Source organism: Rhizobium sp. RAF56, from assembly GCF_052113965.1.
GTDB lineage: Bacteria > Pseudomonadota > Alphaproteobacteria > Rhizobiales > Rhizobiaceae > Rhizobium.
In genome coordinates, this window is sequence record NZ_JBFRDU010000014.1 from 97,098 (window position 1) to 123,904 (window position 26,807).

The window sequence follows — 26,807 nt, forward strand, 5'->3', positions numbered from 1 at the left end:
CCAACTAAGCGCTATCTGATCGTATCGAAACTCGATGGCGACAAGAGCGGTCGCCACAGAAATCGAGATGAGGAGATCAGCCTCGAAGAGTACCTTTAGCGCTTGCCTTACGCCCCCGTCTAAAGCGCATAAGCCGAGCGTCGCGGCTTCTTTCCCCACCAATGGCCTAAATTCGAAAGATATTTCTTCCGGTGCCAAGTTCGAAACATGATTTTATCTATGGATTTTATGAATTAAAGGGAAAACTGCTCCCGCTATCAACGAGGAGCGCCGCCATGGGAGTTATCGAAAAGCAGCCTATCGACTACGCGCTTCACCCGCGTGTGAACTCCAACGACCCTGTTCCGCCGAGGCCGCGTCCGGAGACGCCCGCGCATATCATCAAGACTGACGAGGAAGCGATTACTGTCGCGACGCGTCTCGCGGCCGAGTTTGCGCCGGGCGCCGCGCTTCGGGATAAGGAAGGTCTTCTTCCGCTCGCCGAAATAGATGCCTATTCGCAAAGTGGATTGTGGGGCATAAACATACCGAAGGCTTATGGCGGCCCCGGCGTTTCCTACAAGACGCTCGTGCGCGTGATCGCCATAATCGCCGCAGCGGATTCTTCCATCGCCCAGATCACGCAGAACCACCTTGCTATCAACGGCCACATCGATCTCGACGGCTCGGACGAACAAAAAAAGGAGTTCTTCGGTTGGGTGCTGGCCGGCCTGCGGTTCGGAAACGCCTTTTCGGAGCTTAACAGCAAAACCGTCGCCGCGTTCGAAACGAGGATCGCATATGACGGCGACCATGTGGTCGTCAATGGAGAGAAATTCTACGCGACCGGCGCCTTGCTGTCGCACATCATCCCCGTCGTGGCAGTGGATGAAAACGGCAACGGCTTCCTCGTCTTTACCGATCGCGATGCGCCGGGCATCACCGTTACGAACAATTGGTCGAGCTTCGGCCAGCGGACCACGGCGTCAGGATCCGTAAAGATCGAGAATGCCCGCGTTCCGAAGAGCCGCCTTCTGCCCGTTGCCGCCTTCGATAGGCCAACCATCGCGGGCCCGGTGTCCCAGATCATCCAGGCCGCCATCGATGCCGGCATCGCCCGTGGCGCCATCGAAGAAACAATCACCTTCGTCAAGACGCAAAGCCGACCCTGGATCGATACCGGCAAGGAGACTGCGGGCGAGGATCCTTTCACCATTGCTGCAATCGGCGATCTCAAGATCAGGCTTCACGCCGCCGAGGCACTCCTCGGCATCGCTGGCGAGGCGATCGACCTCGGCCTCAGCAACCCCACTGAGGAAACAGTCGCAGAAGCGACGGTCAAGACCGCCGAGGCCAAGGTACTGACGACGGAGATCGCGATCCTTGCCACGAACAAGCTTTTCGAATTGGCCGGTACACGCTCGACGCTCGACAAGCACAATCTCGACCGCCACTGGCGAAACGCGCGGGCTCACACGCTGCACGACCCGGTCCGTTGGAAGTTCTTCCATGTCGGTAACTTCTATTTGAACGGCGTAAATCCTCCCCGTCATCCGTGGAGCTGAATCTTTGCAAACAGCGCCGCCGCCGATCCAGACGTCGGCGGCGTCTTGCAGGCTTATGGTAGAAATTCCAGTCTTCGACCTGCCCGGCCCGTGGTCATACCAGAAGAGACGCCAGCCATGCCAACCCTACGCCGCATCTTCGTCCCCAACGCAGCCCCGCCACCTGCGACGGCCCGCTACGCTCACGCCGTGGAGATCGGCGATATCCTGCACGTAACTGGGCAGTTGCCGGTCGACCCTGACAACCCGGAAGCCGCCCTGCCCGCTTCGATCGAAGATCAGACAGACCTCGTCTTCCTCAATCTCAACCGCATTCTTGATGCTGCTGGCTACAGGCTGGAAAACACGGCTTTCGCACGCATCTACCTGTCGAATTTCGACCGCGACTATGCAGGTCTCAACCAGGTCTATCATCGGCACTTCCACGACCAAGATCGCCTTCCCGCCCGCACGACCATCGGCGCCGCCAAATTGGGACGCAGCGCACTGGTGGAAATTGATCTGGTTGTGGCTAGGGCCAACTGAAGCCATTCGGGCTTACACTGACTGCGAACGGCCTCCGGCGTGAGCTTGGACCGGACCGCGTCCCGTCGAGAGTTCTGATGGAAGGGTGGCCGCGCGCATGGGCGATGAAGACCTGGCGCGAGGCGGCAACCGCCGCCGCTTGAAAGCACCTGAGATGAGGGATCCTTGCTGCCCTACTCAACAATGTGACAAAGCCAGTTGGATACTTAGAGTTTGCACTGTGCCTTTTACTGCTTCTCTGACGAAACTCCATCTCAGCGGCAAATCGGTGCAGGCCCCCGGCTGCGCACGTCACGCTGGGCGACCCAATGACGACCGTAAACGCGAGATCAGATTAAACGAGCGCGCTATCGCCTCTCGTTGGCACGCCGATTTTTGATCCGCACGATATCCTGATGATCAGGTCCGTCTGCAGCACGATGCGCCGGCTGCGCTTGCCCGCCTTGCCGGAAATTCTCTCCAGAAGCAACTGCGCGCCAAGGCTGCCGAATGTCTCGGCCGGCTGGTCTATGACAGTCAAGAACGGGGAGAGCACGGCGAGATGCTCGACCTCGTCGAAGCAGACCAGCGCCATGTCGTCGGGGACCGAGAGGCCCCGCTCGCGCAGCGCCTGCATGGTGCCGACCGCCGTCATATTGTTGACTGTGAAAATCGCCGTCGGCATCGGGCTGAGAGCGAGGACCTGTTGTGCCGCACGATAGCCGCCGATCTGGTCGACAGTCGTACGGAATACCAATTCCTCGCGATAGGGGATACTGGCGGCGGCCAGGGCTTCCTGATAGCCGCGCAAACGTTCTCGTCCGGTTGACGTATCGTCGGCATCGGTGACGTGTGCGATGTTGCGATGGCCGACAGCAATCAGATGCTCGACCAGCTTGCGCGCACCTGTCGCACTATCCGAGACGATCAGATCGCAATCGAGATCGGGCAAGGCGCGGTCGATGAGGACAAGCGGGAAGTCGCGGCGCAGTAGCGGAAACACGCTATGCCTGGACTCATCGTTGGCCGGCGCCAGAAGAAGCCCCTCGACCCGGTGCGCGACCAGGTCCTCAATATAGTCGCGCTCCAGCCTCAGGTCGCCCTCGGTGTTGCACAAGAGAACGCGGTAGCCAGCCTTGCGCGCCGTCATCTCGGCGCCGCGCACCACCGGCGAGAAGAAAGGGTTGACGACGTCCGGAATGATCAGGCCGATCGTGGCGGTCTTCTGTGAGGTTAGCCCGCGGGCGATCCGGTTCGGGATATAGTCCAGTTCCTCGATTGCGTCCTCGACCTTCCGCTGCGTTTCCACATCTACGCCCTCGCGCCCGTTGATGACCCGCGAGACGGTCATCGACGACACGCCAGCCCGTTTCCCGACATCGCGCAGCGTTACAGCCAAGTTCTTCTCCCGTTACGTAACATTGCATCATTGTTATAATATCATTTTTTACTTAGCAATATTTGAATTTACGTGGATTAACTCGCCATGTTATCCATTGTTACCGGTAACAATAATGAAGATCAATCTGCCAAATCAAGGGAGGATATAATGAAAGTTCGATACTCTGTTTCCGCGCTCGCCGCGTCATCCGCCGTGATCATGGCCTTGGCTGTTGCCAGTTTGCCGGCTGACGCCGCCGACGCATGCAAGCCAGGCAAGACCAAACAAATCGCCTTCATGCTGAAGCAGCAGACTGCCTTCCGTTACCTCAATGCCGATGTGCCGTTCTTCAAGAAGACAGCCGAGGCGGCAGGTTATCAGGTGCTCGTGCAGTCGGCCGAGAACGACGCGCAGAACCAGATTGCGCAGGCCGAGAACGTCATTACGCAAGGCGTCGATGCGATCGTCATCCAACCGGTCGATTTCCACGTCGCGGCGCAGATTGCCGACCTCGCAACGGCCGCCCACGTGCCGATCGCCTCCTATGACGATCTGATCCTGGGTGCCAAGCAGACCGCCTTTATCGGCCGCGACCCGAAGGAAGGCGGCATGGTCGCCGCTAAGGCCATCACCGCTAAGGTGCCCAAGGGCAACTACGTGCTGATTGGCGGCGATGCCGGTCAAACCGGCTCAACCCAGATGCAGGAGGGCTATCATGCGATCCTCGACCCGCTGGCGGCCAAGGGCGACATCAAGATCGTCATGGATCAGTTTACGCCGTCGTGGAAAACAGAGCCAGCGCAGGCCAATGCCGAAAATGCGCTGACCCAGAATAGCAACGACATCCAGGCATTCCTCGTCTCCTATGACGGCATGTCACTGGGCGTGTTGCAAGCGATCGAGGGCGCCGGCATCAAGGCGGGCTCGATCCCTGTCACCGGCCAGGATATGGAGCTTTCAGCGGCGCAGGCGATCGTCGAGGGACGGCAAGCTGGAAGCGTGTGGCCAGCTCCAGACGAGATGGCGACCAACGGTGCCAAGGCTGCAGTGGCCATGGCACAGTGCCAGCCCTTAGACGCGTCCGCCACCATTGACAACGGCGCCGGCGACATCCCGTGGGTCAAGACGCCGATCTATTTTGTCGGGGCGGCCGAAATCGGCAAGTTCGTCTGCGATCATCCTTACTGGCTGAAAATCGATGAGGTCTACAAGAATGCGGCCGATAAGAAGCCGCACTGCTGATCGCGGCGAGGTTGCCGGCCGGTCATCATTCTTGGCGGCAGCAGATTCCGCCCGGACTGCGCTTTTCGCGGCCCGGACCCAACAGGAACTGATTGTTCAATAAGCCGGGACACCGCCCCCGGCATAGGGAGGTCTTTGCCATGAACACTGTTAGGATTGCAAATGTACGGCTGGCATTCGCCGGCGCAACGGCACTGCTTGCCATCGGCGTTGCCGTGCCAGCACAGGCGGCAGACGGCCCATGCAAGCCGGGCTCCACCAAGCGCATCGCTTTCATGATGAAGCAGCAGACTGCGTTCCGCTACCTGCATGCTGACATGCCTTTCTTCAAGAAGACAGCCGAAGCCGCGGGCTACGAAGTTCTGGTGCAGTCCGCCGAAAACGATGCCCAGGCGCAGGTATCGCAGGCCGAAAACATCATCACCCAGGGTGTCGATGCTATCGTCATCAACCCGGTCGACTTCAACGTCGCCGCGCAGATCGCCGAAATGGCAGCCACCGCCCATATTCCACTCGCCTCTTACAACGACCTGATCACCGGTGCCGATCAGGTCGCCTATATCGGGCGCGATGCCAAGGAAGGCGGGATGATCGCCGCCAAGGCGCTCCTGGCCAAGGTGCCGAAGGGCAACTACGCGCTGATCGGCGGCGACCCGGGCCAGACCGGCGCCACCGATATGCAGGCCGGCTACCACGAGATCATCGATCCCTCGGTGACCAAGGGCGAAATCAAGATCGTCATGGATCAGTTCGCGAAGGGCTGGAAGGCCGAGCCGGCGCAGGCCTTCGCCGAAAATGCGCTGACCCAGACTGACAACAAGGTGGATGCCTTCCTCGTCTCCTATGACGGCGAGTCGCTCGGTGTCATGCAGGCGATCGAGGGCGCGGGCATCAAGGCGGGCTCGATCCCCGTGACTGGGCAGGACATGGAGCTTGCGGCGATGCAGGCCATCGTCGACGGGAAGATGGACGGAAGCGTCTGGCCAGCGCCGGACGAGATGGGCACCGCTGGCGCCAAGGTGGCCATAGCAATGGCCCAGTGCCAGCCGATCGATACCAAGGACACCGTCCACAACGGTGTGCGCGACATGCCCTGGGTGAAGACACCGATCTACTATGTGGATCAGGCTTCAATCGCCGATTTCGTCTGCAAGCACGACTACTGGCTTTCTGCGGACGAGGTCTACAAGAACGCACCGGACAAGAAGCCGACCTGCAAATGACCGCGGCAGCACATCCGAAGAAACCGTCGAACGACGCCATGTCAGCTGATGGCAGGCTTCTCGATGTGCGCGCGCTGACCAAGTTGTTTCCGGGGGTGGTGGCGGTCGACAATGTCGATCTCGACATCGGCCCCGGGGAGATCGTCGCACTGCTCGGTCAGAATGGCGCCGGCAAGTCGACTCTTATCCAGGTGCTCTCCGGCCTCTATCCCTTCGGGTCCTACACCGGCGAAGTCATGCTTGATGGTTCGCCGTTGCGATGCCGTTCAGTGGCTGAAGCTGAAGCGGCCGGTGTCGCCTTCCTTGCGCAAGAGGTTAATGTTGCGGCGCATCTGACTGTAGAGGAAGGGCTGTTCCTCAATAACGAGCCGGAGCGGTATGGGCTTATAGACCGGCCGCTCCGCCGAGCGCGCGCCAAGGCGGCGCTTGCCGATTTCGGCCTAGACATCGAACCGACGCTGCCGCTCGGCGACCTCGACCTTGCCAACCAGCAACTGGTGCTGATCGTGCGTGCGCTGTCGAAGAATGCACGGTTGCTGATCCTCGACGAGCCCACGGCGGCACTTACCGATCGCGAAACACAGCGACTGTTCGATAGCATGCGCCAACTCAGCGCCCGTGGTGTCGCGATCATTTTCGTCTCGCATCGGTTGGCCGAAGTCTTCGAGATTTCTGACCGCATCGTCATCATGCGCGACGGGCGCATCAGCGGTGCATTGCGCACCGGCGAAACATCGCGCGACGCGGTGGTCGACCTGATGATCGGCCGCAGGGTTTCGCGCCACCACCAACGCGGGGAGAGCGCCGCAGGCGAAGTGGCGATTGAGGCGCGCGACCTCGTGGTGCGCGATCCCGCCGGCCGGGAACTGGTCAGCCATCTCGACATCGCTGTTCGGCGTGGCGAAGTGGTGGGCCTGTTCGGCCTGCTCGGTTCGGGCGTTGTTGAAGCCACCATGGCACTGTTCGGCGCATGGCACGGGGCAACATCAGGGACTATTCTGGTGGACGGCGAGGAGGCGTCGATCGGTCGGCCGGCAGATGCTGTACGGCTTGGCATCGGCCTGATTGCGCAGGATCGGCGCGACGGACTTTCAGGCGAGCATTCGGTCTATGACAATGTCGTGCTGGCCGATCTCGAGGCACTATGCCGGCACGGCTTCGTCGATCGGCCTGCAGCGAGGCGCAAGGTCATCGATCTGTTCGCGAGATTGAAGATCAAGGCCCCCGATATCGATGCCCTCGTCGGCACGCTGAGCGGCGGAAACCAGCAGAAAGTGCAGGTCGCGCGCTGGCTGGCCGCTGGCGTGCAAATCCTCTTGCTCGTCGACCCGACACGCGGCGTCGATGTCGGTGCGCGAACGGAGATCACGCAGATCTGGAGAGAGCTGGCGGCGGCTGGCTGCGCCATTCTTCTGGTATCCTCGGATGCCGAGGAAATCGTCGAAATCTGTGATCGGGCCATGGTGCTGCGCAACGGGCGCGTTGGCGGAACCGTCACTAGGAACGAGCTAAGCGAAGCGCAGCTGCTGAAACTGGCAGCAGGCGTTTAGTACATCAACGGGAAGACAACCATGAGCCAACCTTCGCAAGCTATCGCAGCGCCTGCATCGGCGTCCTCGGCCATAACACGGCTGCTGTTTAGCCGGTCCCTCCGAGACTCCACGCTGCTCCTGGTGCTGGCCGGAATCTGGCTGTTCTTTTATTTCGCTACCGACGGCACCTTCCTCACGCAACGCAATCTGATCCTGCTGGCACTGCAGACCGCCATCGTCGGATTAGCGGCAATCAGCGCGGTGATGCTGATCGTCACCCGCAATTTCGATCTGTCGGTAGGATCCGCAGTTGCGCTGGTCGGCGTTGTCGTCGCGCTACTGACCGTCAAGTTCAATGTCGATCCAATCCTCGCCGTTCTTGTCTGCATCGGCGTCGGTCTGCTGATGGGGGCATGGCAGGGCTGGTGGGTGACCAGGATGAAAGTTTCCTCCTTTATAGTGACGCTAGCGGGGATGCTCTATTTCCGCGGCATCTCGATGATCGCCACCAATGGCGCCACCGTTGCGCCATTGCCACCCGCTCTCAAGCAGATCGCCACCGGCTTTCTGCCCCCGGATGTATCTATCGCATTGATTGTTACGGCATTCGGTCTGTTCGCGGTGTTGAACGGCTTCGAGTTGCGGCGCGGCCTGGCGCTTGGCATCGTCAAGAACCCGAAGGGCGAACTGGTCCGAGCGCTGCTGCCGGCTTTGGCCGCTGCGATCGCTGCTATCTGGCTGGCCTCCTCCAAGGGTGTTCCCTATCTCATCGTTCTGGTCGCGGTCTGCGCTATAGCTGCCGACGTACTGATGCGCCGGACCCGTTTCGGCGTGCAACTTTATGCCATCGGCGGCAATCCGGAGGCAGCGCGGTTATCAGGCATCAATGTCGACCGCATGATCTTCATCAACTTCGTCATCGCCGGGCTCGGTTACGCCATCACCGGTGTGGCGCTGACAGCGAGGGTCAGCGGTGCGATCGCCGGCAGTGCTGGCCTGTTCCTGGAACTCGACGCCATCGCTGCCGCCATTATTGGCGGCACTTCACTCAGCGGCGGTCGTGGCCGTGTCTTCGGCGCACTTGTCGGCGCCCTGCTGATGGGCAGTCTCAACAACGGCATGAGCTTGATGAACGTACCGACCTTCTACCAAGATACGGCACGCGGCGTTGTGCTGCTTCTAGCGGTCGCCATCGACCAGCTCAGCCGGCGCCGCTCGACTGTGGTTCGATAGTCCCTGCTAGATGTTTAGTCCCGGCATTTGATGGGTTGGATCGAGTGCGAATTTTTCTGGCTCACCTAACCCGTCGCATCGGTCGATCCGCATTCATGCCGCGAAAACGGCTGGACAAAGTCGAATGCCATTTGAGACGAAGCGGTCTCTGGCGCCTCTCGGGCGCCAAGTAGAGACAAAATGGCCAGCCGTTTGGCAAAACGCTCGCACAAGCCATTAATATTCCTAACTCTTTGAGAGAGCTTGGAATATTGGCATTTATCGCAGGAAATAGTGGTGGTGATTCCAGTCCAGCGCGAACCGGTCTCCGAAAGCCATTTCCCTGTTAAGCACTGATTTACAGGGATATTTCGCTAAAATCAGCTCGATCCTGGTTCTAGCTAGCGAAAAATGTTTATTTATCAGACACTTGCGAAAGAATTCCCTAAGAAAGTAAACAGGGAAATCCCGCCCCGATACAACGAATTCCGAATTAGGACTAGCGTATTACTCACTTGAAAACTGGCAATCTCTCCAGCCGGCACGTGGCCGACATCGTGGGAACGGCTCCTATCGTGCAAATGGGTTTGGAGTGGTTGGCTGCACTGCACTCGAAATGCGGCATACCTGCAAGGGTATCGTGGGTTCAAATCCCACCCTCTCCGCCATAAAATTGTTATCTATCAGATAGATAGACTAATTTCGGGATGCTGAAGGATCCGCCGAGCGGGCCGCGATCGTCGAGCTTGCTTTAAGCCCCACTATGGGGGCACTTCCGTTGGACGTGAAAGCGCCTCATGAATCAGGGAGCAGATATGCGCAGAGCGCGTCGTGAGTCACGCGCGGCTGCAAGGTGCCTTCCGCCAACCACCAAGACGGCATCCGAGTTGAGCTTTTCAGGAATCAGCGCTGCAGGATATGCTGACGCACCAGATCCTTCAGTCGATCGGTGTCGTTGGCTTCGATCGCGTCGACCATCATATGATGCTCCCGGCCGGACTGTTCCACGCGCGCGCGCGTGCGCCACTGAGAAACTGGAGCTGACGATGTCCGCTGTCGAATCTCGGTGATGAGTTCCACCAGCTCGAGATTGCCGCCAAGCATCAACATTTTCCGGTGGAACGCCAGATTGGCTTCATAGAGCTCCAGCGTCGTGCCGTTCAGCACCATGCGGTCGAAATGCTCTGCCAGTTGCCGCAACCGGACGATCTCAGGCGGTGACGCGTTTTCGACGATCGCGCCGGCGACGGCAGTCTCGAGAACGACGCGAATTTCACTCACCTCCCGTGCCCGCCGTCCGTCCGGTTCGTAGACATGGTAGCCACGGTTGGGAACATGCTCGACCAAGCGTTTCTGCGCCAGGCGATCCAGCGCTCGCCGCACTTCCGGACGCGTGCACTTGTAACGGCGCTCTAGATCAATCTGCTTCAGCCAGGTTCCTGGTAGCAGCACGCCCCCGAGAATATCCTGCAGCACTAGATCGGTTACGTCCCGCGCATTGGATACTTCCGCACTCGAATCCATCACGACGTCCGCCATTCGCCTCCCCAATTTTTCATCACTCATATCACGCCGGATCGAATTTCTGTAAGCGCACTAGACGCTTAGGAATGGCCAAAATTTATTCACGCACCCGGATTGCACAAAAAAATATAGTACTCTAAATTGGCGCCAATTTTGGATACTATGCGAAATTGGGTATCTTTGAAAGCCATGAAAAACTCGAATGCCGTTTGGGACATCGTTGAAGGCAAGCGCGAGGCGTTCTTTGCGCTGAGCGACCAGATCTGGGATATGCCGGAGACGAACTACTGCGAGTACCGCTCGGCCGAAGCTCATGCTCGGCAGCTCGAATCCGAGGGCTTTCGTGTCGAACGCGCCTTTGCCGGCCTGCCCACGGCCGTCATGGGCGAAGCGGGCGAGAGCGGCCCGGTGATCGCCATCCTCGGCGAATTCGACGCGCTTCCGGGCATGAGCCAGGAAGCCGGCGTTGCCGAGAAGCGCGAAGTCACATCCAACGGCAATGGACATGGATGCGGCCACAACATGCTCGGCGCCGGTTCGATGCTGGCCGCCGCCGCCGTCAAGGATTTTCTCGCCGCCAACGGGCTGAAGGGCCGCGTCCGCTATTACGGCTGCCCCGCTGAAGAGGGCGGCTCGTCGAAGGGTTTCATGGTGCGATCCGGCGCCTTTGACGATGTCGACATCGCGATCTGCTGGCACCCGGCGGCCTTTGCTGGCATCAACAATCCGGTTTCGCTCGCCTGTAACGAGCTCAACTTTCATTTTACCGGCCGCGCATCGCATGCCTCCGCAACACCGCATCTCGGCCGCAGCGCGCTCGACGCCGTTGAGCTCATGAATGTCGGCGTCAACTACATGCGCGAACACATGCCCTCGACTGCCCGCATCCATTATGCCGTCACGGACACCGGTGGACATGCGCCGAACGTCGTCCAGGCGCGTGCGGCCGTACGCTACCTCATCCGCGCCCGCAACCTGCCGGAACTGCATGCATTGGTCGCCCGCGTGAAGAAGGTGGCGGATGGGGCGGCGCTGATGACGGAGACGTCGGTCCGCAGCGAAGTGATCAGCGGCGACGCCAACCTTGTCGGCAACGGCCCACTCGAGGAATTGATGTTCGCAAACCTCGATCGCCTCGGGCCGCCGGTCTTTGACGAGGCGGACCGCGCGACGGCCAGGAAATTCCAAGAGACCATGAGCGCCGAGGACATCACCGCCTCCTACCAGCGTTTCGGACTGAAGGCGAAGAAGGACCAGCCCCTCTGCGAGGAAATCTTCCCGCTCTACGCCGGCGACAGCACGATCGTCGGTTCGACCGACGTCGGCAGCGTCAGCTGGGTCGTGCCGACGGTGCAGATGCGCGGCGCGACCTACGCGATCGGAACACCCGGCCATTCCTGGCAACTGGTTGCCCAGGGCAAGCTTCCGGCCGCCCACAAGGGCACGGAACATGCGGCCAAGGTGATGGCAAGCACGGCCATCGATCTTATCCGCGACCCGGCGCTCATCGAGGCAGCCAAGGCGGACCTAAAGGCCCGCCTCGATGGGACGCCGTTCGTCAATCCGATCCCCGACGACGTTCAGCCGCCGCTACCCGAAAGCGAGGCGCAATGAACCAGCCCGGCATCCTGGAGCTTGTAAGCTTCGGCCCCGACGGTTGGGGGAAGGCGCTGCTTGCCGGCGCATGGATGACGATTCTGATCGCGCTGGCCGGCTATTCGATCGGCGCAGTGATCGGCTCGTTCGGCGCATGGGCGAAGATTTCCGGTAGTCGAGGCGTCAAGATGGCGGCCGACACCTACACCACGGTGCTGCGCGGGATCCCCGATCTCTTGGTCATCTACCTCTTCTACTTCGGTGGAAGCGCGCTCGTGACCGCCGTCGGTCAGATCTTCGGTGCTGGCGGCTTTATCGGCTTTCCCGGCTTCCTCGCCGGCTCGCTGGCGGTCGGGGTAACCTCCGGCGCCCAGTTCACAGAAATCTTCCGCGGCGCCTTCAAGGCGGTGCATCCCGGCGAGATCGAGGCTGCCGTCGCCTGCGGCATGGGGCGCGCGCTTCGCTTTCGTCGGATTACCGCTCCGCTGACGCTGCGCCACGCGCTGCCAGGGCTTGGAAATGTCTGGCAGGTGGTGCTAAAGGAATCAGCGCTCGTCTCGATCACCGGCGTCGCCGAACTCCTGCGCCAGACGCAGGTGGCCGCCGGATCCACCGGCCTGCCCTTCGATTTTTATGCCATTGCGGGCGCGATCTATCTCATCATCTCGACCGGCTCCGGCCTGTTTCTGCGGCGCGCCGAAAAGCAGCTGTCGCGCGGCGTGAGGAGGGGCTGATGGACTGGCGCTTTCTCGCCGAAACCTTCGTCAGCCTGATCTCGGCGATCCCGCTGACGCTGGCGCTTGCGCTGAGCTCGATCGTGCTCGGCGCGATCCTCGCGCTTGGCCTCGCCCTTTGCCGGCTCTCCGGCGTGCTTGCGCTCGAATGGTTTGCGCGCGCCTATGTCTTCGTCTTCCGCGGAACGCCGCTGCTCGTTCAGATCTTCCTGATCTACTATGGCCTTGGCCAGTTTGCGGCAGTCCGGCACAGCTTCCTATGGCCGATCCTGCGCGAAGCCTATTGGTGCGCCGTTCTGGCGCTCACCATGAACACCGCCGCCTACGCCAGCGAGATCATCCGCGGAGGGCTGCAATCCGTGCCCTTCGGCCAGATTGAGGCGGCGCGCGCTTGCGGCATGCCGCGGTTCATGCAGTTCCGCCGTATCGTGCTGCCGCTGGCAATCCGCCAGGCGCTGCCGGGCTACGGCAACGAGATGATCTCGATGGTGAAGGCCACGTCGCTCGCCTCGATCATCACGCTCATGGAGGTCACGGGCGTCGCGGCAAGGATCATTTCCGAGACCTACCGTGCTATCGAGGTCTTCATCGTCGCCGGCGCCATCTATCTGGCGATCAACTTCCTGCTGACGCGGCTCGTGCATCTCGTCGAATACTGGCTGAGCCCGCATCTGCGTCAGCCCCTTCCCCACCATCCGGCGGCGGATGCCGCGCCCGCACTTGAAGGAGACGCCCGATGACCACGGCGCCCACCTCCCCGTCCCCCGTCGCGCTCAGCGTCCGCAACCTGCATAAGAGCTTCGGCCCGGTCGAAGTCCTCAAAGGCATATCGCTCGACGCGCACGAGGGCGACGTCGTGTCGATCCTCGGCTCGTCGGGCTCGGGAAAATCCACCTTCCTTCGCTGCATCAACTTGCTCGAGACGCCCGATTCAGGCGAAGTCACCGTCGCCGGCGAAACCATTCGCATGGTCCCTGACGGAAAGCATGCCAGCCGCCCGGCCGACCGCAGACAGGTCGATCGCATCCGCTCGCAGCTCGGCATGGTGTTCCAGAGTTTCAATCTTTGGTCGCACAAGACCATTCTCGAAAACATCATAGAAGCCCCTGTCCACGTTCAGGGCAGGTCGAGGGCGGAGTCCGTCGAAGAGGCGGAAGCGCTACTTGCCAAGGTCGGCATCGCCGAAAAGCGCAATTTCTATCCCTCGCATCTGTCCGGCGGCCAGCAACAGCGCGCGGCAATTGCCCGCGCGCTTGCCATGCGTCCCAAGGTTATGCTCTTCGACGAGCCGACCTCGGCGCTCGACCCGGAACTCGTCGGCGAGGTGCTGCGCGTCATGCGCGGCCTGGCGGACGAAGGCCGCACGATGCTGGTCGTCACCCATGAAATGGGGTTTGCCCGCGACGTCTCCAGCCGCGTTATCTTCCTGCACAAGGGTGTCGTCGAGGAAGACGGCAAGCCGCAGGACGTCTTTGTCAATTCGCGCTCGGACCGCTTCCGGCAGTTCATCAGCAAATAGATTCCAACCCAACGAAGAAAGAGGGGAGCATCACATGACATTCTTTTCACGGGTTTTCGCGGCGATGACCGCCACCGGCCTGGTGGCGGTCGCAACGGTCGCCCACAGCGAAGACAAGAAGTGGACGACCGTGACGATCGCCACCGAAGGCGCCTTCAAGCCTTACAACTTCACCAAGCCGGACGGCACGCTGGACGGCTATGAGATCGAGCTCAGCAAGTATCTCTGCGACCACATGAAGGTGGAGTGCAAGGTCGTCGTCCAGAACTTCGACGGCATGATCCCTGCGCTCAACGCCGGCAAGTTCGACGCCATCATCTCCGGCATGTCGGCGACCGCCAAGCGCGAAGAAGTGATCGCCTTCAGCGATTCCTATGGCTCAACCGGCCAGGCCTTTGCGACATCGAAGTCGGGTGACCTTGCCGGCCTGCCCGAGAAAGGCGAAGTCTTCTCGCTTGCCAGCGATGAAGCCGGCGCCATTGCCGAAATCGAGAAGATCAAGCCGATGCTGCAGGGCAAGACGATCGGTGTCCAAACCGCGTCGACAGGAGCAGCCTTCGTAAATAAGTATCTCAAGGATGTCGTCCAGGTTCGTGAATATAAAACGACCGAAGAGCATGATCTCGACCTGAAGGCGGGCCGCGTTGATCTTGTCATGGCGTCGATGGCCTATCTCACCACCGCGTCGCAGAAGCCCGGCAACGAGGACATGGCGACGACGGGGCCGCGCTTCCAGGGCGGGTTCCTGGGCCGTGGCAGCTCCGTTGGCCTGCGCAAGGACGACGCCGAGCTGAAGGCGGTGTTCAACGACGCGATCGCAGCAGCAAAGGCGGATGGCACAATCAAGTCACTCTCAGAAAAGTGGTTCGGCTTCGACGTCACGCCGAAGTAATTCGACCCCTACTAGTGAAGCCCGGCCGGAGAACCCCTGCCGGGCTGCTCGAAATGCGGCATACCTGCATTGATTTTGTTGAAAGTTTTAGGCTCGGCATCCGGTTGGGCGAAGCATCGAACGGGACGCTGATTCTCCTCGAATGATTGAAAACGGCCCGGCGATCTACGCGTGCTAAACGGCTCCCTAGGCTTGTCCCCGACCTTGCATACCATATTTGAATGCATCGGATTTTCTGATATAGATGCCGGATCCGAGTTTGCTTCCTCCCGAATGGACCTCCATGAGCCGCAACTTCCTTGTCGTCGATCCCGAAGCGGGGATGCCCGTTCTGAAAGCGCTCGCCTCGCCGGCCAGAATATCCGTTCTCAGACTGCTTCAGGACAAGGCGCCACTCAACGTCAACGAAATCGCCGAGATCCTTGATTTGCCGCAGTCGAGCGTATCAACCAACGTTCAGATGCTGGAGGAAGCAGGACTGATCCGCACCGAGACGCTAAAGGCGCGCAAGGGCAACCAGAAGGTTTGCCACAGCGTCTATGACGAGGTGCTGGTGGTCTTCAACAATGAAATCAAGGAAACCGAACCGGATGCCATCGAGGTGTCGATGCCGCTCGGACTCTATACCAGCTTCGAGGTGACGGCACCTTGCGGCCTTTGCTCGGCAGACGGCATCATCGGGCTCCTCGACGTTCCCAATACGTTTCTCGATCCGGACCGCATGAAGGCAGGGCTGATCTGGTTTACGCGCGGCTACGTCGAATACCAGTTTCCGAACAACGCGCGGCTGACGAACACCTCGATCCGCGAGATCGAATTCGCGCTTGAATTGAGTTCGGAAGTGCCGGGAACGAGCGCCGACTGGCCCTCCGACATCACCCTTTCCGTCAACGGCGCCGATGTCGGCACTTGGACTTCGCCGGGCGATTTCGGCGACAAACGCGGGGTCTTCACGCCGGATTGGTGGAAATTGAAGGGTTCGCAATACGGAAAGCTCAAGAATTTCCGCATCAACGACGAAGGCTCCTTCGTTGACGGCGTGCGCATTTCCGACGTCCGCCTTGCCGACCTGAAGCTCGACGAGCACCACTCGATCAGGCTGCGGATCGGCGTGCGCGACAACGCCAAGCATCCCGGCGGCATCAACATTTTCGGGCGCGGCTTCGGCAACTACGACCAGGATATAATCTTGCGTCTTAAGACGCGCTGATACGCGCGATTTCTGAATAAGCCCCTTGACGGTTGGCATGCCATTCGCTTTATTCATCTCAATTAGTGATATAAATCACAAAAAGACGATACAGTGGAGGGCGACATGAAGGCTGCGGTCACGGCGCACAGCAAGTACACGATCTCGGATATCGATCCGCGGCTCTACGGCTCCTTCATCGAGCACCTCGGCCGCGCCGTCTATACCGGCATCTATGAGCCGGACCATGCTACCGCCGACGAGAACGGCATGCGCAAGGACGTCATCGATCTAGTCAAAGAACTGAACGTCCCGGTCGTGCGCTATCCCGGCGGCAATTTCGTCTCGGCCTACAATTGGGAAGACGGGATCGGCCCCAGGGAAAGCCGCCCTACCCGCCTCGACCTTGCCTGGCACACCTCGGAAAGCAACCAGGTTGGCATCCACGAATTTGCTGACTGGTGCGTATCGGCCAACACCGAGATGATGCTTGCCGTGAACCTCGGCTCGCGCGGCCTCGACGAGGCCCGCAACTTCCTCGAATATGTCAATCATCCCGGCGGCAGCGAGTGGAGCGACAAGCGTATCGCCAATGGCCGCGATGCGCCATGGGACGTCAAACTCTGGTGTCTCGGCAACGAGATGGACGGCCCCTGGCAGATCGGCCACAAGACGGCGGACGAATACGGCAGGCTTGCGCACGAGACTGCCAAGGCCATGCGCGCCTTCGACAGCTCTCTGGAGTTGGTCGTCTGCGGTTCGTCAAACGCTCATATGCCGACCTATCCGCAGTGGGAAGCGACCGTCCTCGACCATACCTACAACGAGATCGACTATATCTCGCTGCATATGTATTTCGAGAACCGCGCCAAGGATACGGCTAACTACCTCGCCCGCAGCATCGAGCTCGACAACTATATCGGCACGGTCGCCGGCGTCATCGACTTCATCAAGGCCAAGAAGCGCTCGACCAAGGATGTCTACATCTCCTTCGATGAGTGGAACGTCTGGTACCACTCCAAGGAGCGCGACAAGGCGATCCTGGAGGGTGGCAGCGGCTGGCCGCATGCGCCGGCGCTGCTCGAGGACGACTACAATTTCGAGGACGTGCTGCAGATCGGCTGCATCCTCAACACCTTCATCAATCGCGCCGACGTCGTGAAGATCGCCTGCCTTGCACAGCTCGTCAACGTGATCGCGCCGATCATGACTGTTCCCGGCGGCCCAGCCTTTCGCCAGACGACTTACTACCCTTACTATTTCGCCTCAGTCTACGGCCGCGGCACGGCGCTCCGTCTGACGGTCGACAGCCCCGCCTACACGGTCGCCGACGTTGGCGAGGTGCCCTATCTCGACATTTCGGCGGTTCATGAGGCTGCTGCCGGCGCCGTTACCTTCTTCATCGTCAACCGCCATGGAACGGAAGCGCTCGATCTCGACGTCAGCTTGCTCGAGTTCGGCGCACTGAAGATCATCGACGACCAGGTCATCGCGCATTCGGACCTTTCGATCACCAACACAGCGGAAAAGCCCGACAATGTCGTGCCGAGGAAGGCAGAAGGATCCGCGCTGTCGCAGGGTCGGCTGAGCGCGCAGATCGCGCCGCTGTCCTATCGGATGATCCGCCTCGCTGCATAGCTCAAACTAAATCAAGATATGCGATACATATCGTATATAATGTTGACATCGTGACGGTTTGATTTAATTTCGACGGTAGCGGTGCGCCACGGGAGGAAGATATGGAGCCTCAGGCTTCTGTTCCAGCACTGTCCATGACCGATCGCGATCCTTTCGCACCGAGGGGCCGGACGGGCGCGCGCGGTGGCAGCAGCCGGGAGCTTGCCCGATGACCGCCAGCATCGAAATCCAGAATGTCAGTAAGCGCTACGGTGCCGTTACCGTGCTCGACGGCCTGTCGCTGTCGATCAAGGCCAATGAATTCATGGTCTTCCTTGGTCCCTCAGGCTGCGGCAAGTCGACCCTTTTGCGCATGATCGCCGGCCTCGAAAGCGTCGACGAAGGAACGATTTCCATCAATGGCGAGCGCATCGACACGCTGCCGCCCGGCCAGCGCGATATCGCTATGGTATTCCAGAGCTACGCGCTCTATCCGCATATGACGGTTGCCGACAACATGGCCTTCGGCTTGCGCAACATCAGCCTCGCCCCGGAGATCATCTCGGAACGCATCGCCGAAGCCGCGCGCATGCTGGAGATCGGCCATCTGCTCGAGCGCAAGCCCGGCCAGCTTTCCGGCGGCCAGCGTCAGCGCGTGGCGATCGGCCGTGCCATCGTCAAGGAGCCGAAGGCATTTCTGTTCGACGAGCCGCTGTCGAATCTCGATGCGGCGCTGCGCGTACGCACCCGCGTCGAGCTGGCGCAGCTGCGCAACCGCGTCAAGTCGACGATGATCTTCGTCACCCATGACCAGATCGAGGCAATGACGCTCGCCGACCGCATTGTCGTTATGAACAACCGCAAGATAGAGCAGATAGGCACGCCGATGGAGATCTACTCCCGGCCGGCTAGCCGCTTCGTCGCCACCTTTGTCGGCTCGCCGACGATGAACTTCTTATCCGTGACGCTGAAGGAGACGAACGGTTTCCTGAGCGCCAACCTGCCCGATGGCACGGAACTTCGGACCGCGATCCGCGCCGCGAGCGTCAAGCCAGGAGACCATACGCTCGGCATCCGCGCCGAGGCAGTGAAGCCCGCCAACGGCGCCGGCCCGACCACATCGGGCACCGTCGACGTGCTGGAGCGCCTCGGCGACCGTACGCTGCTATACGTCAGGCTGAAGGACGGCAGCGTCATCGTCGCAGAGGATGCCGGCAGCAGCCGCGCGGCGATCGGCGACGAGGTGGCGTTGGTCCTCGACGGACAGCGCAGCCATCTCTTCGACGCCGAGGGCCGAGCCTTCAATCCGGAGGAGGCAGAACATGGCTGAGGCGGCGCTCAACGCCCAGCGCGTGACGGCAAAGGCCGCCGAACAGCACAACGTTCAGAACGTCAGTGCCCCGCAATGGCGCAACGCGCTCTTCGTCGCCCCCTATCTCGTCGTTTTTGTCGCGCTTCTCGTGATCCCGCTTTTCTGGGGCATCTGGATCAGCCTGCACAAGGCGGATGCCTTCGGCGTCGGAAAGTTCGTCGGCCTCACCAACTACGTCCGCCTATACAACGACCACATCTTCCTGCAGTCGATCGGCAACACCTTCTATTTCGTCTTTTTGACCGTCCCGGCGCTCGCCGTCATCGGTCTGTTCCTGGCGCTGGCGCTCAACCGGCGGACCCGCACCGCGGCTGTGCTGCGCGCCTTCTATTTTTCCTCATCGGTTTTGTCGGTAACGATCGTTACCCTGATCTGGCGCATCGTCTTCATCGCCAATTTCGGTCTTCTTGCAACGATCTGCGGCTGGTTCGGCGTCACGCCACCTGCCTTCCTCTCCGATGCCAGGCTTGCCATGATCGGAATTGCAATTGCGACCGTATGGTGGTGCATTGGCCTGCCGATGATGCTCTTCCTATCCGCGCTGCAGCAGGTTCCGGGCGAGATCTACGAGGCGGCAGCGCTCGACAATGCCAGCCGCTGGCGCACGCTCAGATACATCACGCTGCCGTCGATCTGGCGCACCTTCGTGCTCGTCGTCATCATCCAGATCGTGCTGCAGTTCCAGTTGTTCGGCCAGGCGCGGCTGATGACCCAGGGCGGGCCAAACAACGTTTCCAAGCCCATCGTGCTCTACATCTACGAGGCCGCCTTCACCAAGTGGGATCTCGGACTTGGTGCCGCGGCCTCGGAAGTTTTGTTCGTGCTGATCCTGATTGCCGCAATGGCGCAATACGCCGCCTCGCGGCGCAAGGGAGACGAGGGATGAGCCGCTCTTTCTCGGGCAATATCGTTGGACGGTCTTTGGGCGACCGCATTATCCTCGGCCTTGTGGTGGCGCTGGCGCTCGTCATGGTGGCGCCGGTCGTTTGGGTGGTGGCGCTTTCGCTGAAGGACAACAAGGAACTGATGGAGGACATGAACTCCGTCTTCCACGCGCCCTTCACCATCAAGAACTACATCGACGTCGTCGGCACGTCTTCGGTGTTCCGCTGGGTGTTGAACAGCACCATCGTTTCCGGCGGACTGACGCTGGCGACGCTGATCCTTTCCTCGCTTGCCGGATATGGCTTTGCCCGGCTGAACTTCCCGTTCCGCAACACGCTCTTCATTATCGTGCTGCTCGGCCTTGCGGTGCCCGAGCAGGCGGTGCTGATCCCCCGCCACCAGATCTTCGGCTGGCTGAAGCTTCACAACACTTATCCCGGACTGATCCTGCCGGGGCTTTCTGCGCCCTTCGGCGTCTTCCTGATGACGCAATATTTCCGTGCCATTCCGAGGGAGCTCGACGAGGCGGCGCTGCTCGACAATGCGAGCCACTTCAAGATCTTCTGGAAGGTGCTCCTGCCGCTCACCGTACCGGCGCAGGCGACGCTCGGCATCTTCACGTTCTTCGGCGCCTGGAACGACTACCTCTGGCCACTGATCTCAGGCACCCGCAAGGAGATGTTCACCCTGACGGTCGGCATTGCCTCGACGCAGATCAACTTCGCGCAGTCTCAAGGCCTCGGCTTTCTGATGTCGCAGGCGGTTTTCGCCAGCGCGCCGATCCTGATCCTTTATCTGTTCTTCCAGAAATACATCGTCACGGCTGTGTCCGGCGCCGCCGTGCGTTGAGGCTCTCACGGGGGCGATCGCGCCGATTAAGTGCAACCGGCTCCCCGGGAGGGGGTCCAGACAAGGGGGTCGCAAAGACCCCAAGAGGAGGAGAAGGCATGACGCATACTTTGAGGAAATACATGCTGGCGGCGGCCTCGGTCATCGCCCTTGCGGGCGCAAGCCCGGCTTTCGCCGCGACCGAACTGTCCGTCCAGCGCTTCTTCGGCGCCTGCGATGCGGATTTCGGCACCAACACCGACGTCTCCAAGGCCGTCGGCGAGTGCGGCATCATCACCTCGATGATCAACAAGTTCAACGCCGACAATCCCGACATCCACGTCAAGGTTACGACCGTCGAATGGCCCGGCTACGACCAGTTGACGGCACAGTTCGCCGCTGGCGATCCGCCCGATATCGTCACCATCCACCAGTCGGTGCTGGCCGACTACCAGTCGAAGGACCTTTTGGTGCCGCTCGACGACGTCTTGAAATCGGCCGGCGTGTCGCCGTCGGACTTCACCGACGCCAGCCTCAACGGCGTCACCAAGGACGGCAAGATCCACGGCCTGCCGATCGACAACTGGACCATGCTGTTCCACATCAACATGGGCCTCTTCCAGAAGGCGGGCCTCGTCAATGCCGACGGCACGCCGAAGCTGCCGACGAGCGTCGACGAGCTGATGGCTCAGGCCAAGCAGTTCAAGGAAAAGACGGGAAAACCCTATTTCGTCCAGAACCTCGCCAACGAGACCGCTCTCTATACGCGCAACCTCTACACCTATCTCTTCCAGCAGGATGCCAGCTTCTTCGCCGATCCGAAGCAGGTGAAGCTGAATACGCCGGAGGCCAAGAAGGTCGTCGAAATGTACAAGGCGATCTTCGACCAGGGCCTGACGACCAAGGACCTCGACTATGCGGCCGGTATCAACGCCTTCCTCGCAGGCGAAGGCGGCGTGCACCTCAACGGAACCTGGGTGATCGGCGACTACACCGCATCATCCGAAAAGGCGGGCACGGCGCTGAACGCCGGCGGCTACGCGGTCTATCCCTATCCGCAGCTCTTCCCGGGCACGAAGGCGCAGTATGCCGACGGCCACAGCTGGGCGGTGTCGAAAAAGGACCGTTCGCCTGAAGAGACCGCTGCAATCGGCAAATTCCTGAAATTCTTCCACGACAACGACTTCGAATGGTCGCGCACCGGCCACCTGCCCGCAGTCAAGGCGGTACTGGAATCGGATAAGTTCAAGGCCCTTCCGCACCGCGACACCATCTCGGCGATCGCCACCCTCGGCAAGCCGCTGCCGTCGGCCGTCCAGCGTCAGTTCGCCATCCAGGACATCATCGGCCAGGAAATGAGCGCCGCGATCACCGGCCAGAAGGACGTCGATAGCGCGCTTAAGGACATGGAATCGCGCATCAACGACCTGCTCGCCAATATCTGAGGCCCACCTCTCCCGGGGCCAAAGCGCGAAGCCCGCCGTGACAATGTCTCTGCGGGCTTCGGCAGTCACGACCCAGTCCCTGCCAGCGACAAACGTCATCGTTTCCGCCCTCGCCTGGCCATTGGGGGATGACGAGGGCGGCCGGGGGGTGCTTGTCAGACGAATTCGCACTCGTCTCTGCCAGGGAGCGAGGGTGTCACTTACTCGGCGCAGAGGCCGCGCCACTCGGCGAGCGCGGCATCACGTTTCGACTTGAAGAGGGTGCGGGCGTAGAGCGAGCGTTCCTGATTGAAATGGTTGAAGACAGCGGCATGATCGGAAGCAAACTTCTGCAACGTTCGCATCCGCCGGAAGCGGAGCATGGCTCGCTCCCGCCTTCGGAAGGGCTGATGGGAATTCTCAATGCGATTGTTTGCCCACCGATCCGACCGCTGCCGATTGATGCCGAGCTCGCGCAACGCGGCGCCGTAGGAGCGCAGTTGTTCGGTCACGATCTCCTTGGCAGGGCCGTGCCGCTTCAATGACTTTCTGCGAAATTTCAACGCCGCCTTTTTGTTCAAGCCTTCGTGATCGACTGCTCTCCTAAGGTAATGACACTCACCGTTGATCTTCACAAAGACCTCGTCGAGATGCCACCGCCAGGGGCTCGTCCGCATTCCTTCCACGCGCCGCTTCCGGATAAGGGCGGGTTTAAGAATGCAGCTCGCCCTTCTTTTTATGACTATCAGGCTCCGCACGGAAACATCCGTTCCAATCCCTTTAGCGCCAGCGAGCCGAAATTGGCGAGATAGTCAGAGTCCTCGGCGCCGTTTTGATCGCTGTGTATCGCAAGGAAAACGACGACAACATTGATCAGGACACCCTCGGGCGGGCACCACGACCCGGTGACAACTCCGAACTTGTTCTGGGTAACCAGACCATGGATGACCGCGACGATTCCGCCGATGACGAGGACGGCCGTCAGAAGTCGTCATCCTTCTTCGCGGCCTAGGCGTGTCAGCAATCGTCCGTGATTCCGTGCAATTCGAAATTGTCCATCGCGGTCGTCGGCATCGCTGAAGAACCGTCGAAAAAAAGCGCCCGATCTCGTCGTCAACGACGATCCCCCAGTTGCTCTGCGGCCGCTGGAAGACGGTAGCGATGAAGTCGCCGCAGCCCAGAAGCACGAAATACCATTGCCCGTTTCCACCCAGTCTTCTCCATCGTGCCCTTTTCGCCTCGACAACGAAGCCCGTTCGCGAGCATCAGGTTCATCCGCAAGAAGATTGCCCCATCCCCATCCGGACCTTGCCTGCGCGCCACTGCGGAGCAAAGCGACGGCATCCGTAGACGGTCAAACTCAAGGCGCTGACGAGGTCGTCGTGCTCGCCTGGCGCCGCCTGGTAAGCGACCGATCCGCTTTGGCGTGCAATGCGTTGCATCCTGGTAAGCTCGTGTCTCAGTTCCTCCCATTCGCCCGTCTGCGCGATGCGCAGGGTTCCAGCATCCAGCTCGACGCCGATCTGCTCGATCAGCTCGCGCTTCGACAACGTGATCTTCGGAATACCCATTTTGCGATTGCCGACCTGCATGAGCAATGGCACGGCCTGCATAGCGTCGCGATATTCGTTATCGCGGCAGCGAGCAGGCGGTTCGGGCATCCTTGCCCAGTTTGGGTGCGAGTAATTGGGCGAACGCGCTGTTGTTGCTCAGATCAAGTGTGATGCGGGCATCTGCCCTGGAAGCGACCTCGGCCGCCTTCTCAGCGATTTCGATAAGGGGCATGCCAAGCGGAAATTGGTGTGCATCGATAATGCCGATGGCGCTCTCGATTTGCGGCCATGCCCCCCGAGCACGAACGCCGAGTGGTCCGAAAACTGCCCAATGTCGAGACCGAGAATGCGCACGGCCGAGTTTCGCCAATCCCAGGAACTGGGTTCGTTCGCATCGTATCTCATTGGGCAGTGCTCCTCTTGAAGGCGTCGGCAAAGATCAGGTCGGTGCCGACGATCGGATCGTCATCGGGGGCAAGCGGCGGCGTCGGACCCTGGACGCCGCCGAATGCGCCATCGAGCTGTGACCAGGTGAACACCGCGGAGTCCGAGCGGTCGAACTCGCAGCTACCGCAGCGGGTGGCGGATTTGACTCCCACGGCGACATTTGCAATAGTTCGCTACATGGTGAAGTATAGGGTATCACACATGGATCGCACGTTCTCCGCGCTTTCCGATCCTACCCGTCGGTCCATCCTGTTGCGGCTGGAGGAAGAGCCAGGGCTGTCGGTGAGTGAACTCGCTCGACCGCTCTCCCTAAAGCTTCCTGGAATGATGAAGCATCTGGATGTTCTGTCAGATGCGGAATTGATTACGCGAACCAAAACCGGTCGCACCGTATCGGTTCATCTTTCGGCGGGGCCTCTGCAGGAGGCGATGGAGTGGCTCAGACGGTATGAGCGTTTCTGGACGGTAAGCCTCGATCGCCTTGTTGCGCTCGTGGAAGAGGATGATGCACAATGAGAAAGAGCCTTCCGAGCGTGACCATCGTGCGCAAAATCAAAGCTTCACCGGCCAAGATTTACGCAGCGATCACACAGCCTAGGCAAATGATGCAGTGGTGGGGCCCCGACGCCGGGCCGACGCTCCGCGCCGAGGCAGACGTACGACCGGGAGGTCGCTTTAGCATCGTATTCCGGCTGCTGAACGGCGAGGAGTACAACCCAACAGGGGTGTATCAGGAAGTTGTTCCTGACAAGAAGATTGTTTTCACTTGGGAATGGCCTGGGATGCCGGAACGAGAGTCCCTGGTCACGTTTCTGCTTGAGCCGTTTGACGGCGGCGGCACCGAACTGACGCTGATCCACCAACACCTCCCCGACAAAGAGGCGTGCAAGAGTCACGAGGCTGGCTGGAGCGGCCTCCTCGATAAGCTGCTAGTTTTCCTGGGAGATGCCAATTGGGCGAATTGATCCTCACCACCTTCGATTGGGTTCCCGAGGTGCCGCGTGGTTATGTCCGCGACATCAGGGTACGTTGGGCACTGGAAGAGGCCGGGTTGCCCTATCGCGTCAAGAACGTCCCGTTCGCGCACCGCAGTACCGAGCATTTTTCGCATCAACCCTTCGGCCAAGTGCCGTGGTTGACCGATGGCGAAATCTCAATCTTCGAAAGCGGCGCGATCCTGCATCATCTGGGCGAGCGCAGCCACGCTCTAATGCCGGCCGATCCGCGTGGTCGTAGCGAGGTATTGGAATGGCTGTTCGCGGCACTGAATACCGTCGAGATGGCGAGCCTGCCCTGGTCCATACTGATGTTTTCGGGCGAGACCGGTAATACGTCGACATGGAAGCTCTTGGACGGGTTCTTGAAGGCGCGGCTCCAGCACATGGAGCCGGTGCTGGCAGGACGTGAATGGCTGGCCGGGACCTTCTCCATAGCCGACATCCTCATGGCGGACGTGCTACGCCTCGTCGATCGGTTCGACGGGCTTGCAACGTTTTCAGCCTGCCGTGACTACGTCGCGCGCGCCACAGCCCGTCCATCTTTTGAGAAGGCATATTCGGACCAGCTGGCACATTTCGAGGCGGCGGACTGAGCTGTGAAATAGCACCAAAGGTTGGCCCCTGCCCGCTTCTACGTAAGGCATTAATCTACATATACGAGTTGGAAATCGAGAGGGGTCACAATCGATCCCGGTCCAGGGGGGCAACCTTCGGTACTGATTCACAGCTATCGCGGCCCAACGAGAAGGATGATGTGGCAACCTGGTCGCGCCACAATCGCCTCGTTCAATGTTTTCGCGAAAGGCGCGCTGTCACGGCAGTCTTGAGGAGAATGACCGCGACGACGATGACGATCAGCACCACTGAGATGGCAGCGATTGCCGGGTCGATATTGTCACGGAGGCCCATCCACATCATCCGCGGCAAGGTCACGGCATTGACGCTGGTGATAAACAGGGTAACGCCGATCTCCTCCCAGGAAAGCACGAAGGAGAGGAACGCCGCGGTCAGGATGCCGAATCGGATGTTCGGGAGGATGATCTTGAAGATGCGCTGCCCGACCGAAGCGCCGAAGCCGCGCGCGGCTAGATCGATCCGGCGATCGACCTGTGACAATGCCACTGTTATCAGCACCACTGCGAACGGAGCGATCATGACCGCATGCGCAACTGCTACGCCGATCCAGGTGTCGTAGGCGACGATACCGTTCACCTTCGAAAGCGTCGTCAAAAAGAAGTAAAGCGTAATCGCGGAGACCACCGGCGGCGCTACCATCGGTAGCAACACGAAGCCGAAAAGCAGGTTGCCGAACCAGGGGCGGAACATCCAGATGCCAAGACTGAATGCCAGCGCTAGCAGCGTGGCGATAATCGAACTCAGGATGCCTATGCGCAGGCTGAGCAAGATGCTTTGCAGCCAGGCGGGATCGTCGAGGAGCGCCTGATAGTGGCGCAGCGACCAGACATTGCTCGGCATCGACAGGAAGCGTGCCGGCGTGAAGGAAACCGGTATGACGGCGATCAGCGGCAGGAGCAGAAACAACGCGACTACGAAGGCAAAAATGACGGCAATGGGGCTCGGTCTTGTCATA

The 26,807-nt window shown here is 60.3% G+C and carries 27 protein-coding genes and 1 tRNA gene; 22 read left to right on the top strand and 6 right to left on the bottom strand.

The window, feature by feature from the left end:
* The first annotated feature begins 275 nt into the window (after positions 1 to 275).
* Together AB4048_RS14015 and AB4048_RS14020 are read left to right on the top strand one after the other, a co-directional pair.
* Positions 276 to 1,544, top strand: a complete 1,269-nt coding sequence (locus AB4048_RS14015; RefSeq protein WP_442202575.1) for an SfnB family sulfur acquisition oxidoreductase — start codon at positions 276 to 278, stop codon at positions 1,542 to 1,544.
* A gap of 117 nt (positions 1,545 to 1,661) precedes the next feature.
* Positions 1,662 to 2,069, top strand: a complete 408-nt coding sequence (locus AB4048_RS14020; RefSeq protein WP_442202576.1) for a RidA family protein — start codon at positions 1,662 to 1,664, stop codon at positions 2,067 to 2,069.
* Between the two features lie 334 nt (positions 2,070 to 2,403).
* Here AB4048_RS14020 and AB4048_RS14025 read toward each other — a convergent pair whose 3' ends face one another.
* The gene (locus AB4048_RS14025) at positions 2,404 to 3,447 is read right to left on the bottom strand and encodes a LacI family DNA-binding transcriptional regulator (RefSeq protein WP_442202577.1); all 1,044 of its coding nucleotides are present in this window, start codon (positions 3,445 to 3,447) and stop codon (positions 2,404 to 2,406) included.
* Positions 3,448 to 3,597: 150 nt separating this feature from the next.
* Between AB4048_RS14025 and AB4048_RS14030 the strand changes: the two genes are divergently transcribed.
* From AB4048_RS14030 to AB4048_RS14050, 5 genes are all read left to right on the top strand, one after another.
* Positions 3,598 to 4,671 (top strand): sugar ABC transporter substrate-binding protein, encoded by a 1,074-nt coding sequence (locus AB4048_RS14030; RefSeq protein WP_442202578.1) that lies wholly within the window; start codon positions 3,598 to 3,600, stop codon positions 4,669 to 4,671.
* Positions 4,672 to 4,811: 140 nt separating this feature from the next.
* Positions 4,812 to 5,894, top strand: a complete 1,083-nt coding sequence (locus AB4048_RS14035) for a sugar ABC transporter substrate-binding protein (RefSeq protein WP_442202579.1) — start codon at positions 4,812 to 4,814, stop codon at positions 5,892 to 5,894.
* Positions 5,891 to 7,444 carry a sugar ABC transporter ATP-binding protein gene (locus tag AB4048_RS14040; RefSeq protein ID WP_442202580.1) on the top strand — a complete coding sequence of 518 codons (1,554 nt, stop codon included), beginning with the start codon at positions 5,891 to 5,893 and terminating at the stop codon, positions 7,442 to 7,444. The genes AB4048_RS14035 and AB4048_RS14040 overlap by 4 nt, the downstream gene beginning before the upstream one ends.
* Before the next feature lie 21 nt (positions 7,445 to 7,465).
* Complete coding sequence (locus AB4048_RS14045) at positions 7,466 to 8,659, top strand: sugar ABC transporter permease (RefSeq protein ID WP_442202581.1); 1,194 nt, start codon at positions 7,466 to 7,468, stop codon at positions 8,657 to 8,659.
* Between the two features lie 568 nt (positions 8,660 to 9,227).
* Positions 9,228 to 9,306: transfer RNA gene (locus AB4048_RS14050), tRNA-OTHER, on the top strand.
* A gap of 235 nt (positions 9,307 to 9,541) precedes the next feature.
* On the opposite strand, the gene AB4048_RS14055 is transcribed toward AB4048_RS14050, so the two are convergent.
* Positions 9,542 to 10,177 (bottom strand): GntR family transcriptional regulator, encoded by a 636-nt coding sequence (locus AB4048_RS14055; RefSeq protein ID WP_442202582.1) that lies wholly within the window; start codon positions 10,175 to 10,177, stop codon positions 9,542 to 9,544.
* 174 nt (positions 10,178 to 10,351) lie between these two features.
* Here AB4048_RS14055 and AB4048_RS14060 point away from each other — a divergent pair, with 174 nt between their 5' ends.
* From AB4048_RS14060 to AB4048_RS14110, 11 genes are all read left to right on the top strand, one after another.
* The gene (locus tag AB4048_RS14060; protein ID WP_442202583.1) at positions 10,352 to 11,776 is read left to right on the top strand and encodes a M20 family metallopeptidase; all 1,425 of its coding nucleotides are present in this window, start codon (positions 10,352 to 10,354) and stop codon (positions 11,774 to 11,776) included.
* Positions 11,773 to 12,492, top strand: coding sequence for an ABC transporter permease (locus AB4048_RS14065; RefSeq protein ID WP_442202584.1), 720 nt, complete (start codon positions 11,773 to 11,775; stop codon positions 12,490 to 12,492). Before AB4048_RS14060 ends, AB4048_RS14065 begins: the two co-directional genes overlap by 4 nt.
* The gene (locus AB4048_RS14070) at positions 12,492 to 13,232 is read left to right on the top strand and encodes an ABC transporter permease (RefSeq protein WP_442202585.1); all 741 of its coding nucleotides are present in this window, start codon (positions 12,492 to 12,494) and stop codon (positions 13,230 to 13,232) included. Before AB4048_RS14065 ends, AB4048_RS14070 begins: the two co-directional genes overlap by 1 nt.
* Complete coding sequence (locus AB4048_RS14075) at positions 13,229 to 14,011, top strand: ABC transporter ATP-binding protein (RefSeq protein WP_442202586.1); 783 nt, start codon at positions 13,229 to 13,231, stop codon at positions 14,009 to 14,011. The genes AB4048_RS14070 and AB4048_RS14075 overlap by 4 nt, the downstream gene beginning before the upstream one ends.
* 34 nt (positions 14,012 to 14,045) lie before the next feature.
* A complete protein-coding gene (locus tag AB4048_RS14080; RefSeq protein ID WP_442202587.1) occupies positions 14,046 to 14,903 on the top strand; it encodes a transporter substrate-binding domain-containing protein in 858 nt (285 codons plus the stop codon).
* A 283-nt stretch (positions 14,904 to 15,186) separates the two neighbouring features.
* A complete protein-coding gene (locus AB4048_RS14085) occupies positions 15,187 to 16,113 on the top strand; it encodes an ArsR/SmtB family transcription factor (RefSeq protein WP_442202588.1) in 927 nt (308 codons plus the stop codon).
* Between the two features lie 105 nt (positions 16,114 to 16,218).
* The gene (gene arfA, locus AB4048_RS14090) at positions 16,219 to 17,730 is read left to right on the top strand and encodes an arabinosylfuranosidase ArfA (protein ID WP_442202589.1); all 1,512 of its coding nucleotides are present in this window, start codon (positions 16,219 to 16,221) and stop codon (positions 17,728 to 17,730) included.
* 208 nt (positions 17,731 to 17,938) lie between these two features.
* Complete coding sequence (locus AB4048_RS14095; protein ID WP_442202590.1) at positions 17,939 to 19,039, top strand: ABC transporter ATP-binding protein; 1,101 nt, start codon at positions 17,939 to 17,941, stop codon at positions 19,037 to 19,039.
* Complete coding sequence (locus AB4048_RS14100) at positions 19,032 to 19,967, top strand: carbohydrate ABC transporter permease (protein ID WP_442202591.1); 936 nt, start codon at positions 19,032 to 19,034, stop codon at positions 19,965 to 19,967. Before AB4048_RS14095 ends, AB4048_RS14100 begins: the two co-directional genes overlap by 8 nt.
* On the top strand, positions 19,964 to 20,815 hold the full coding sequence (locus tag AB4048_RS14105) for a carbohydrate ABC transporter permease (RefSeq protein WP_442202592.1): 852 nt from the start codon (positions 19,964 to 19,966) through the stop codon (positions 20,813 to 20,815). The genes AB4048_RS14100 and AB4048_RS14105 overlap by 4 nt, the downstream gene beginning before the upstream one ends.
* A 98-nt stretch (positions 20,816 to 20,913) precedes the next feature.
* Positions 20,914 to 22,239 (top strand): extracellular solute-binding protein, encoded by a 1,326-nt coding sequence (locus AB4048_RS14110; protein WP_442202593.1) that lies wholly within the window; start codon positions 20,914 to 20,916, stop codon positions 22,237 to 22,239.
* A 200-nt stretch (positions 22,240 to 22,439) separates the two neighbouring features.
* Here AB4048_RS14110 and AB4048_RS14115 read toward each other — a convergent pair whose 3' ends face one another.
* Positions 22,440 to 22,895, bottom strand: a complete 456-nt coding sequence (locus AB4048_RS14115; protein ID WP_442202631.1) for an IS6 family transposase — start codon at positions 22,893 to 22,895, stop codon at positions 22,440 to 22,442.
* Between the two features lie 155 nt (positions 22,896 to 23,050).
* Here AB4048_RS14115 and AB4048_RS14120 point away from each other — a divergent pair, with 155 nt between their 5' ends.
* The gene (locus AB4048_RS14120; RefSeq protein ID WP_442202594.1) at positions 23,051 to 23,230 is read left to right on the top strand and encodes a hypothetical protein; all 180 of its coding nucleotides are present in this window, start codon (positions 23,051 to 23,053) and stop codon (positions 23,228 to 23,230) included.
* A gap of 259 nt (positions 23,231 to 23,489) precedes the next feature.
* On the opposite strand, the gene AB4048_RS14125 is transcribed toward AB4048_RS14120, so the two are convergent.
* Positions 23,490 to 23,879, bottom strand: a complete 390-nt coding sequence (locus tag AB4048_RS14125) for a hypothetical protein (protein WP_442202595.1) — start codon at positions 23,877 to 23,879, stop codon at positions 23,490 to 23,492.
* Between the two features lie 293 nt (positions 23,880 to 24,172).
* Positions 24,173 to 24,370 (bottom strand): hypothetical protein, encoded by a 198-nt coding sequence (locus AB4048_RS14130; RefSeq protein WP_442202596.1) that lies wholly within the window; start codon positions 24,368 to 24,370, stop codon positions 24,173 to 24,175.
* A gap of 49 nt (positions 24,371 to 24,419) precedes the next feature.
* Here AB4048_RS14130 and AB4048_RS14135 point away from each other — a divergent pair, with 49 nt between their 5' ends.
* From AB4048_RS14135 to AB4048_RS14145, 3 genes are read left to right on the top strand one after another with little or no spacing between them, the layout of a single operon-like run.
* On the top strand, positions 24,420 to 24,734 hold the full coding sequence (locus AB4048_RS14135) for an ArsR/SmtB family transcription factor (protein WP_442202597.1): 315 nt from the start codon (positions 24,420 to 24,422) through the stop codon (positions 24,732 to 24,734).
* Positions 24,731 to 25,183 carry an SRPBCC family protein gene (locus tag AB4048_RS14140; protein WP_442202598.1) on the top strand — a complete coding sequence of 151 codons (453 nt, stop codon included), beginning with the start codon at positions 24,731 to 24,733 and terminating at the stop codon, positions 25,181 to 25,183. The genes AB4048_RS14135 and AB4048_RS14140 overlap by 4 nt, the downstream gene beginning before the upstream one ends.
* Complete coding sequence (locus AB4048_RS14145) at positions 25,171 to 25,809, top strand: glutathione S-transferase family protein (protein ID WP_442202599.1); 639 nt, start codon at positions 25,171 to 25,173, stop codon at positions 25,807 to 25,809. The genes AB4048_RS14140 and AB4048_RS14145 overlap by 13 nt, the downstream gene beginning before the upstream one ends.
* A 193-nt stretch (positions 25,810 to 26,002) precedes the next feature.
* Here AB4048_RS14145 and AB4048_RS14150 read toward each other — a convergent pair whose 3' ends face one another.
* On the bottom strand, positions 26,003 to 26,806 hold the full coding sequence (locus tag AB4048_RS14150) for an ABC transporter permease (RefSeq protein WP_442202600.1): 804 nt from the start codon (positions 26,804 to 26,806) through the stop codon (positions 26,003 to 26,005).
* Position 26,807 lies beyond the last annotated feature (1 nt).

Bases quoted from the DNA above. Each gene is read 5' to 3' on its own strand.
- AB4048_RS14015 (WP_442202575.1), top strand. From the start codon at position 276: ATGGGAGTTATCGAAAAGCAGCCTATCGACTACGCGCTTCACCCGCGT.
- AB4048_RS14020 (WP_442202576.1), top strand. From the start codon at position 1,662: ATGCCAACCCTACGCCGCATCTTCGTCCCCAACGCAGCCCCGCCACCT.
- AB4048_RS14030 (WP_442202578.1), top strand. From the start codon at position 3,598: ATGAAAGTTCGATACTCTGTTTCCGCGCTCGCCGCGTCATCCGCCGTG.
- AB4048_RS14035 (WP_442202579.1), top strand. From the start codon at position 4,812: ATGAACACTGTTAGGATTGCAAATGTACGGCTGGCATTCGCCGGCGCA.
- AB4048_RS14040 (WP_442202580.1), top strand. From the start codon at position 5,891: ATGACCGCGGCAGCACATCCGAAGAAACCGTCGAACGACGCCATGTCA.
- AB4048_RS14045 (WP_442202581.1), top strand. From the start codon at position 7,466: ATGAGCCAACCTTCGCAAGCTATCGCAGCGCCTGCATCGGCGTCCTCG.
- AB4048_RS14055 (WP_442202582.1), bottom strand. From the start codon at position 10,177: ATGGCGGACGTCGTGATGGATTCGAGTGCGGAAGTATCCAATGCGCGG.
- AB4048_RS14060 (WP_442202583.1), top strand. From the start codon at position 10,352: ATGAAAAACTCGAATGCCGTTTGGGACATCGTTGAAGGCAAGCGCGAG.
- AB4048_RS14065 (WP_442202584.1), top strand. From the start codon at position 11,773: ATGAACCAGCCCGGCATCCTGGAGCTTGTAAGCTTCGGCCCCGACGGT.
- AB4048_RS14070 (WP_442202585.1), top strand. From the start codon at position 12,492: ATGGACTGGCGCTTTCTCGCCGAAACCTTCGTCAGCCTGATCTCGGCG.
- AB4048_RS14075 (WP_442202586.1), top strand. From the start codon at position 13,229: ATGACCACGGCGCCCACCTCCCCGTCCCCCGTCGCGCTCAGCGTCCGC.
- AB4048_RS14080 (WP_442202587.1), top strand. From the start codon at position 14,046: ATGACATTCTTTTCACGGGTTTTCGCGGCGATGACCGCCACCGGCCTG.
- AB4048_RS14085 (WP_442202588.1), top strand. From the start codon at position 15,187: ATGAGCCGCAACTTCCTTGTCGTCGATCCCGAAGCGGGGATGCCCGTT.
- arfA (WP_442202589.1), top strand. From the start codon at position 16,219: ATGAAGGCTGCGGTCACGGCGCACAGCAAGTACACGATCTCGGATATC.
- AB4048_RS14095 (WP_442202590.1), top strand. From the start codon at position 17,939: ATGACCGCCAGCATCGAAATCCAGAATGTCAGTAAGCGCTACGGTGCC.
- AB4048_RS14100 (WP_442202591.1), top strand. From the start codon at position 19,032: ATGGCTGAGGCGGCGCTCAACGCCCAGCGCGTGACGGCAAAGGCCGCC.
- AB4048_RS14105 (WP_442202592.1), top strand. From the start codon at position 19,964: ATGAGCCGCTCTTTCTCGGGCAATATCGTTGGACGGTCTTTGGGCGAC.
- AB4048_RS14110 (WP_442202593.1), top strand. From the start codon at position 20,914: ATGACGCATACTTTGAGGAAATACATGCTGGCGGCGGCCTCGGTCATC.
- AB4048_RS14115 (WP_442202631.1), bottom strand. From the start codon at position 22,895: ATGCGGACGAGCCCCTGGCGGTGGCATCTCGACGAGGTCTTTGTGAAG.
- AB4048_RS14125 (WP_442202595.1), bottom strand. From the start codon at position 23,879: ATGCCCGAACCGCCTGCTCGCTGCCGCGATAACGAATATCGCGACGCT.
- AB4048_RS14135 (WP_442202597.1), top strand. From the start codon at position 24,420: ATGGATCGCACGTTCTCCGCGCTTTCCGATCCTACCCGTCGGTCCATC.
- AB4048_RS14140 (WP_442202598.1), top strand. From the start codon at position 24,731: ATGAGAAAGAGCCTTCCGAGCGTGACCATCGTGCGCAAAATCAAAGCT.
- AB4048_RS14150 (WP_442202600.1), bottom strand. From the start codon at position 26,806: ATGACAAGACCGAGCCCCATTGCCGTCATTTTTGCCTTCGTAGTCGCG.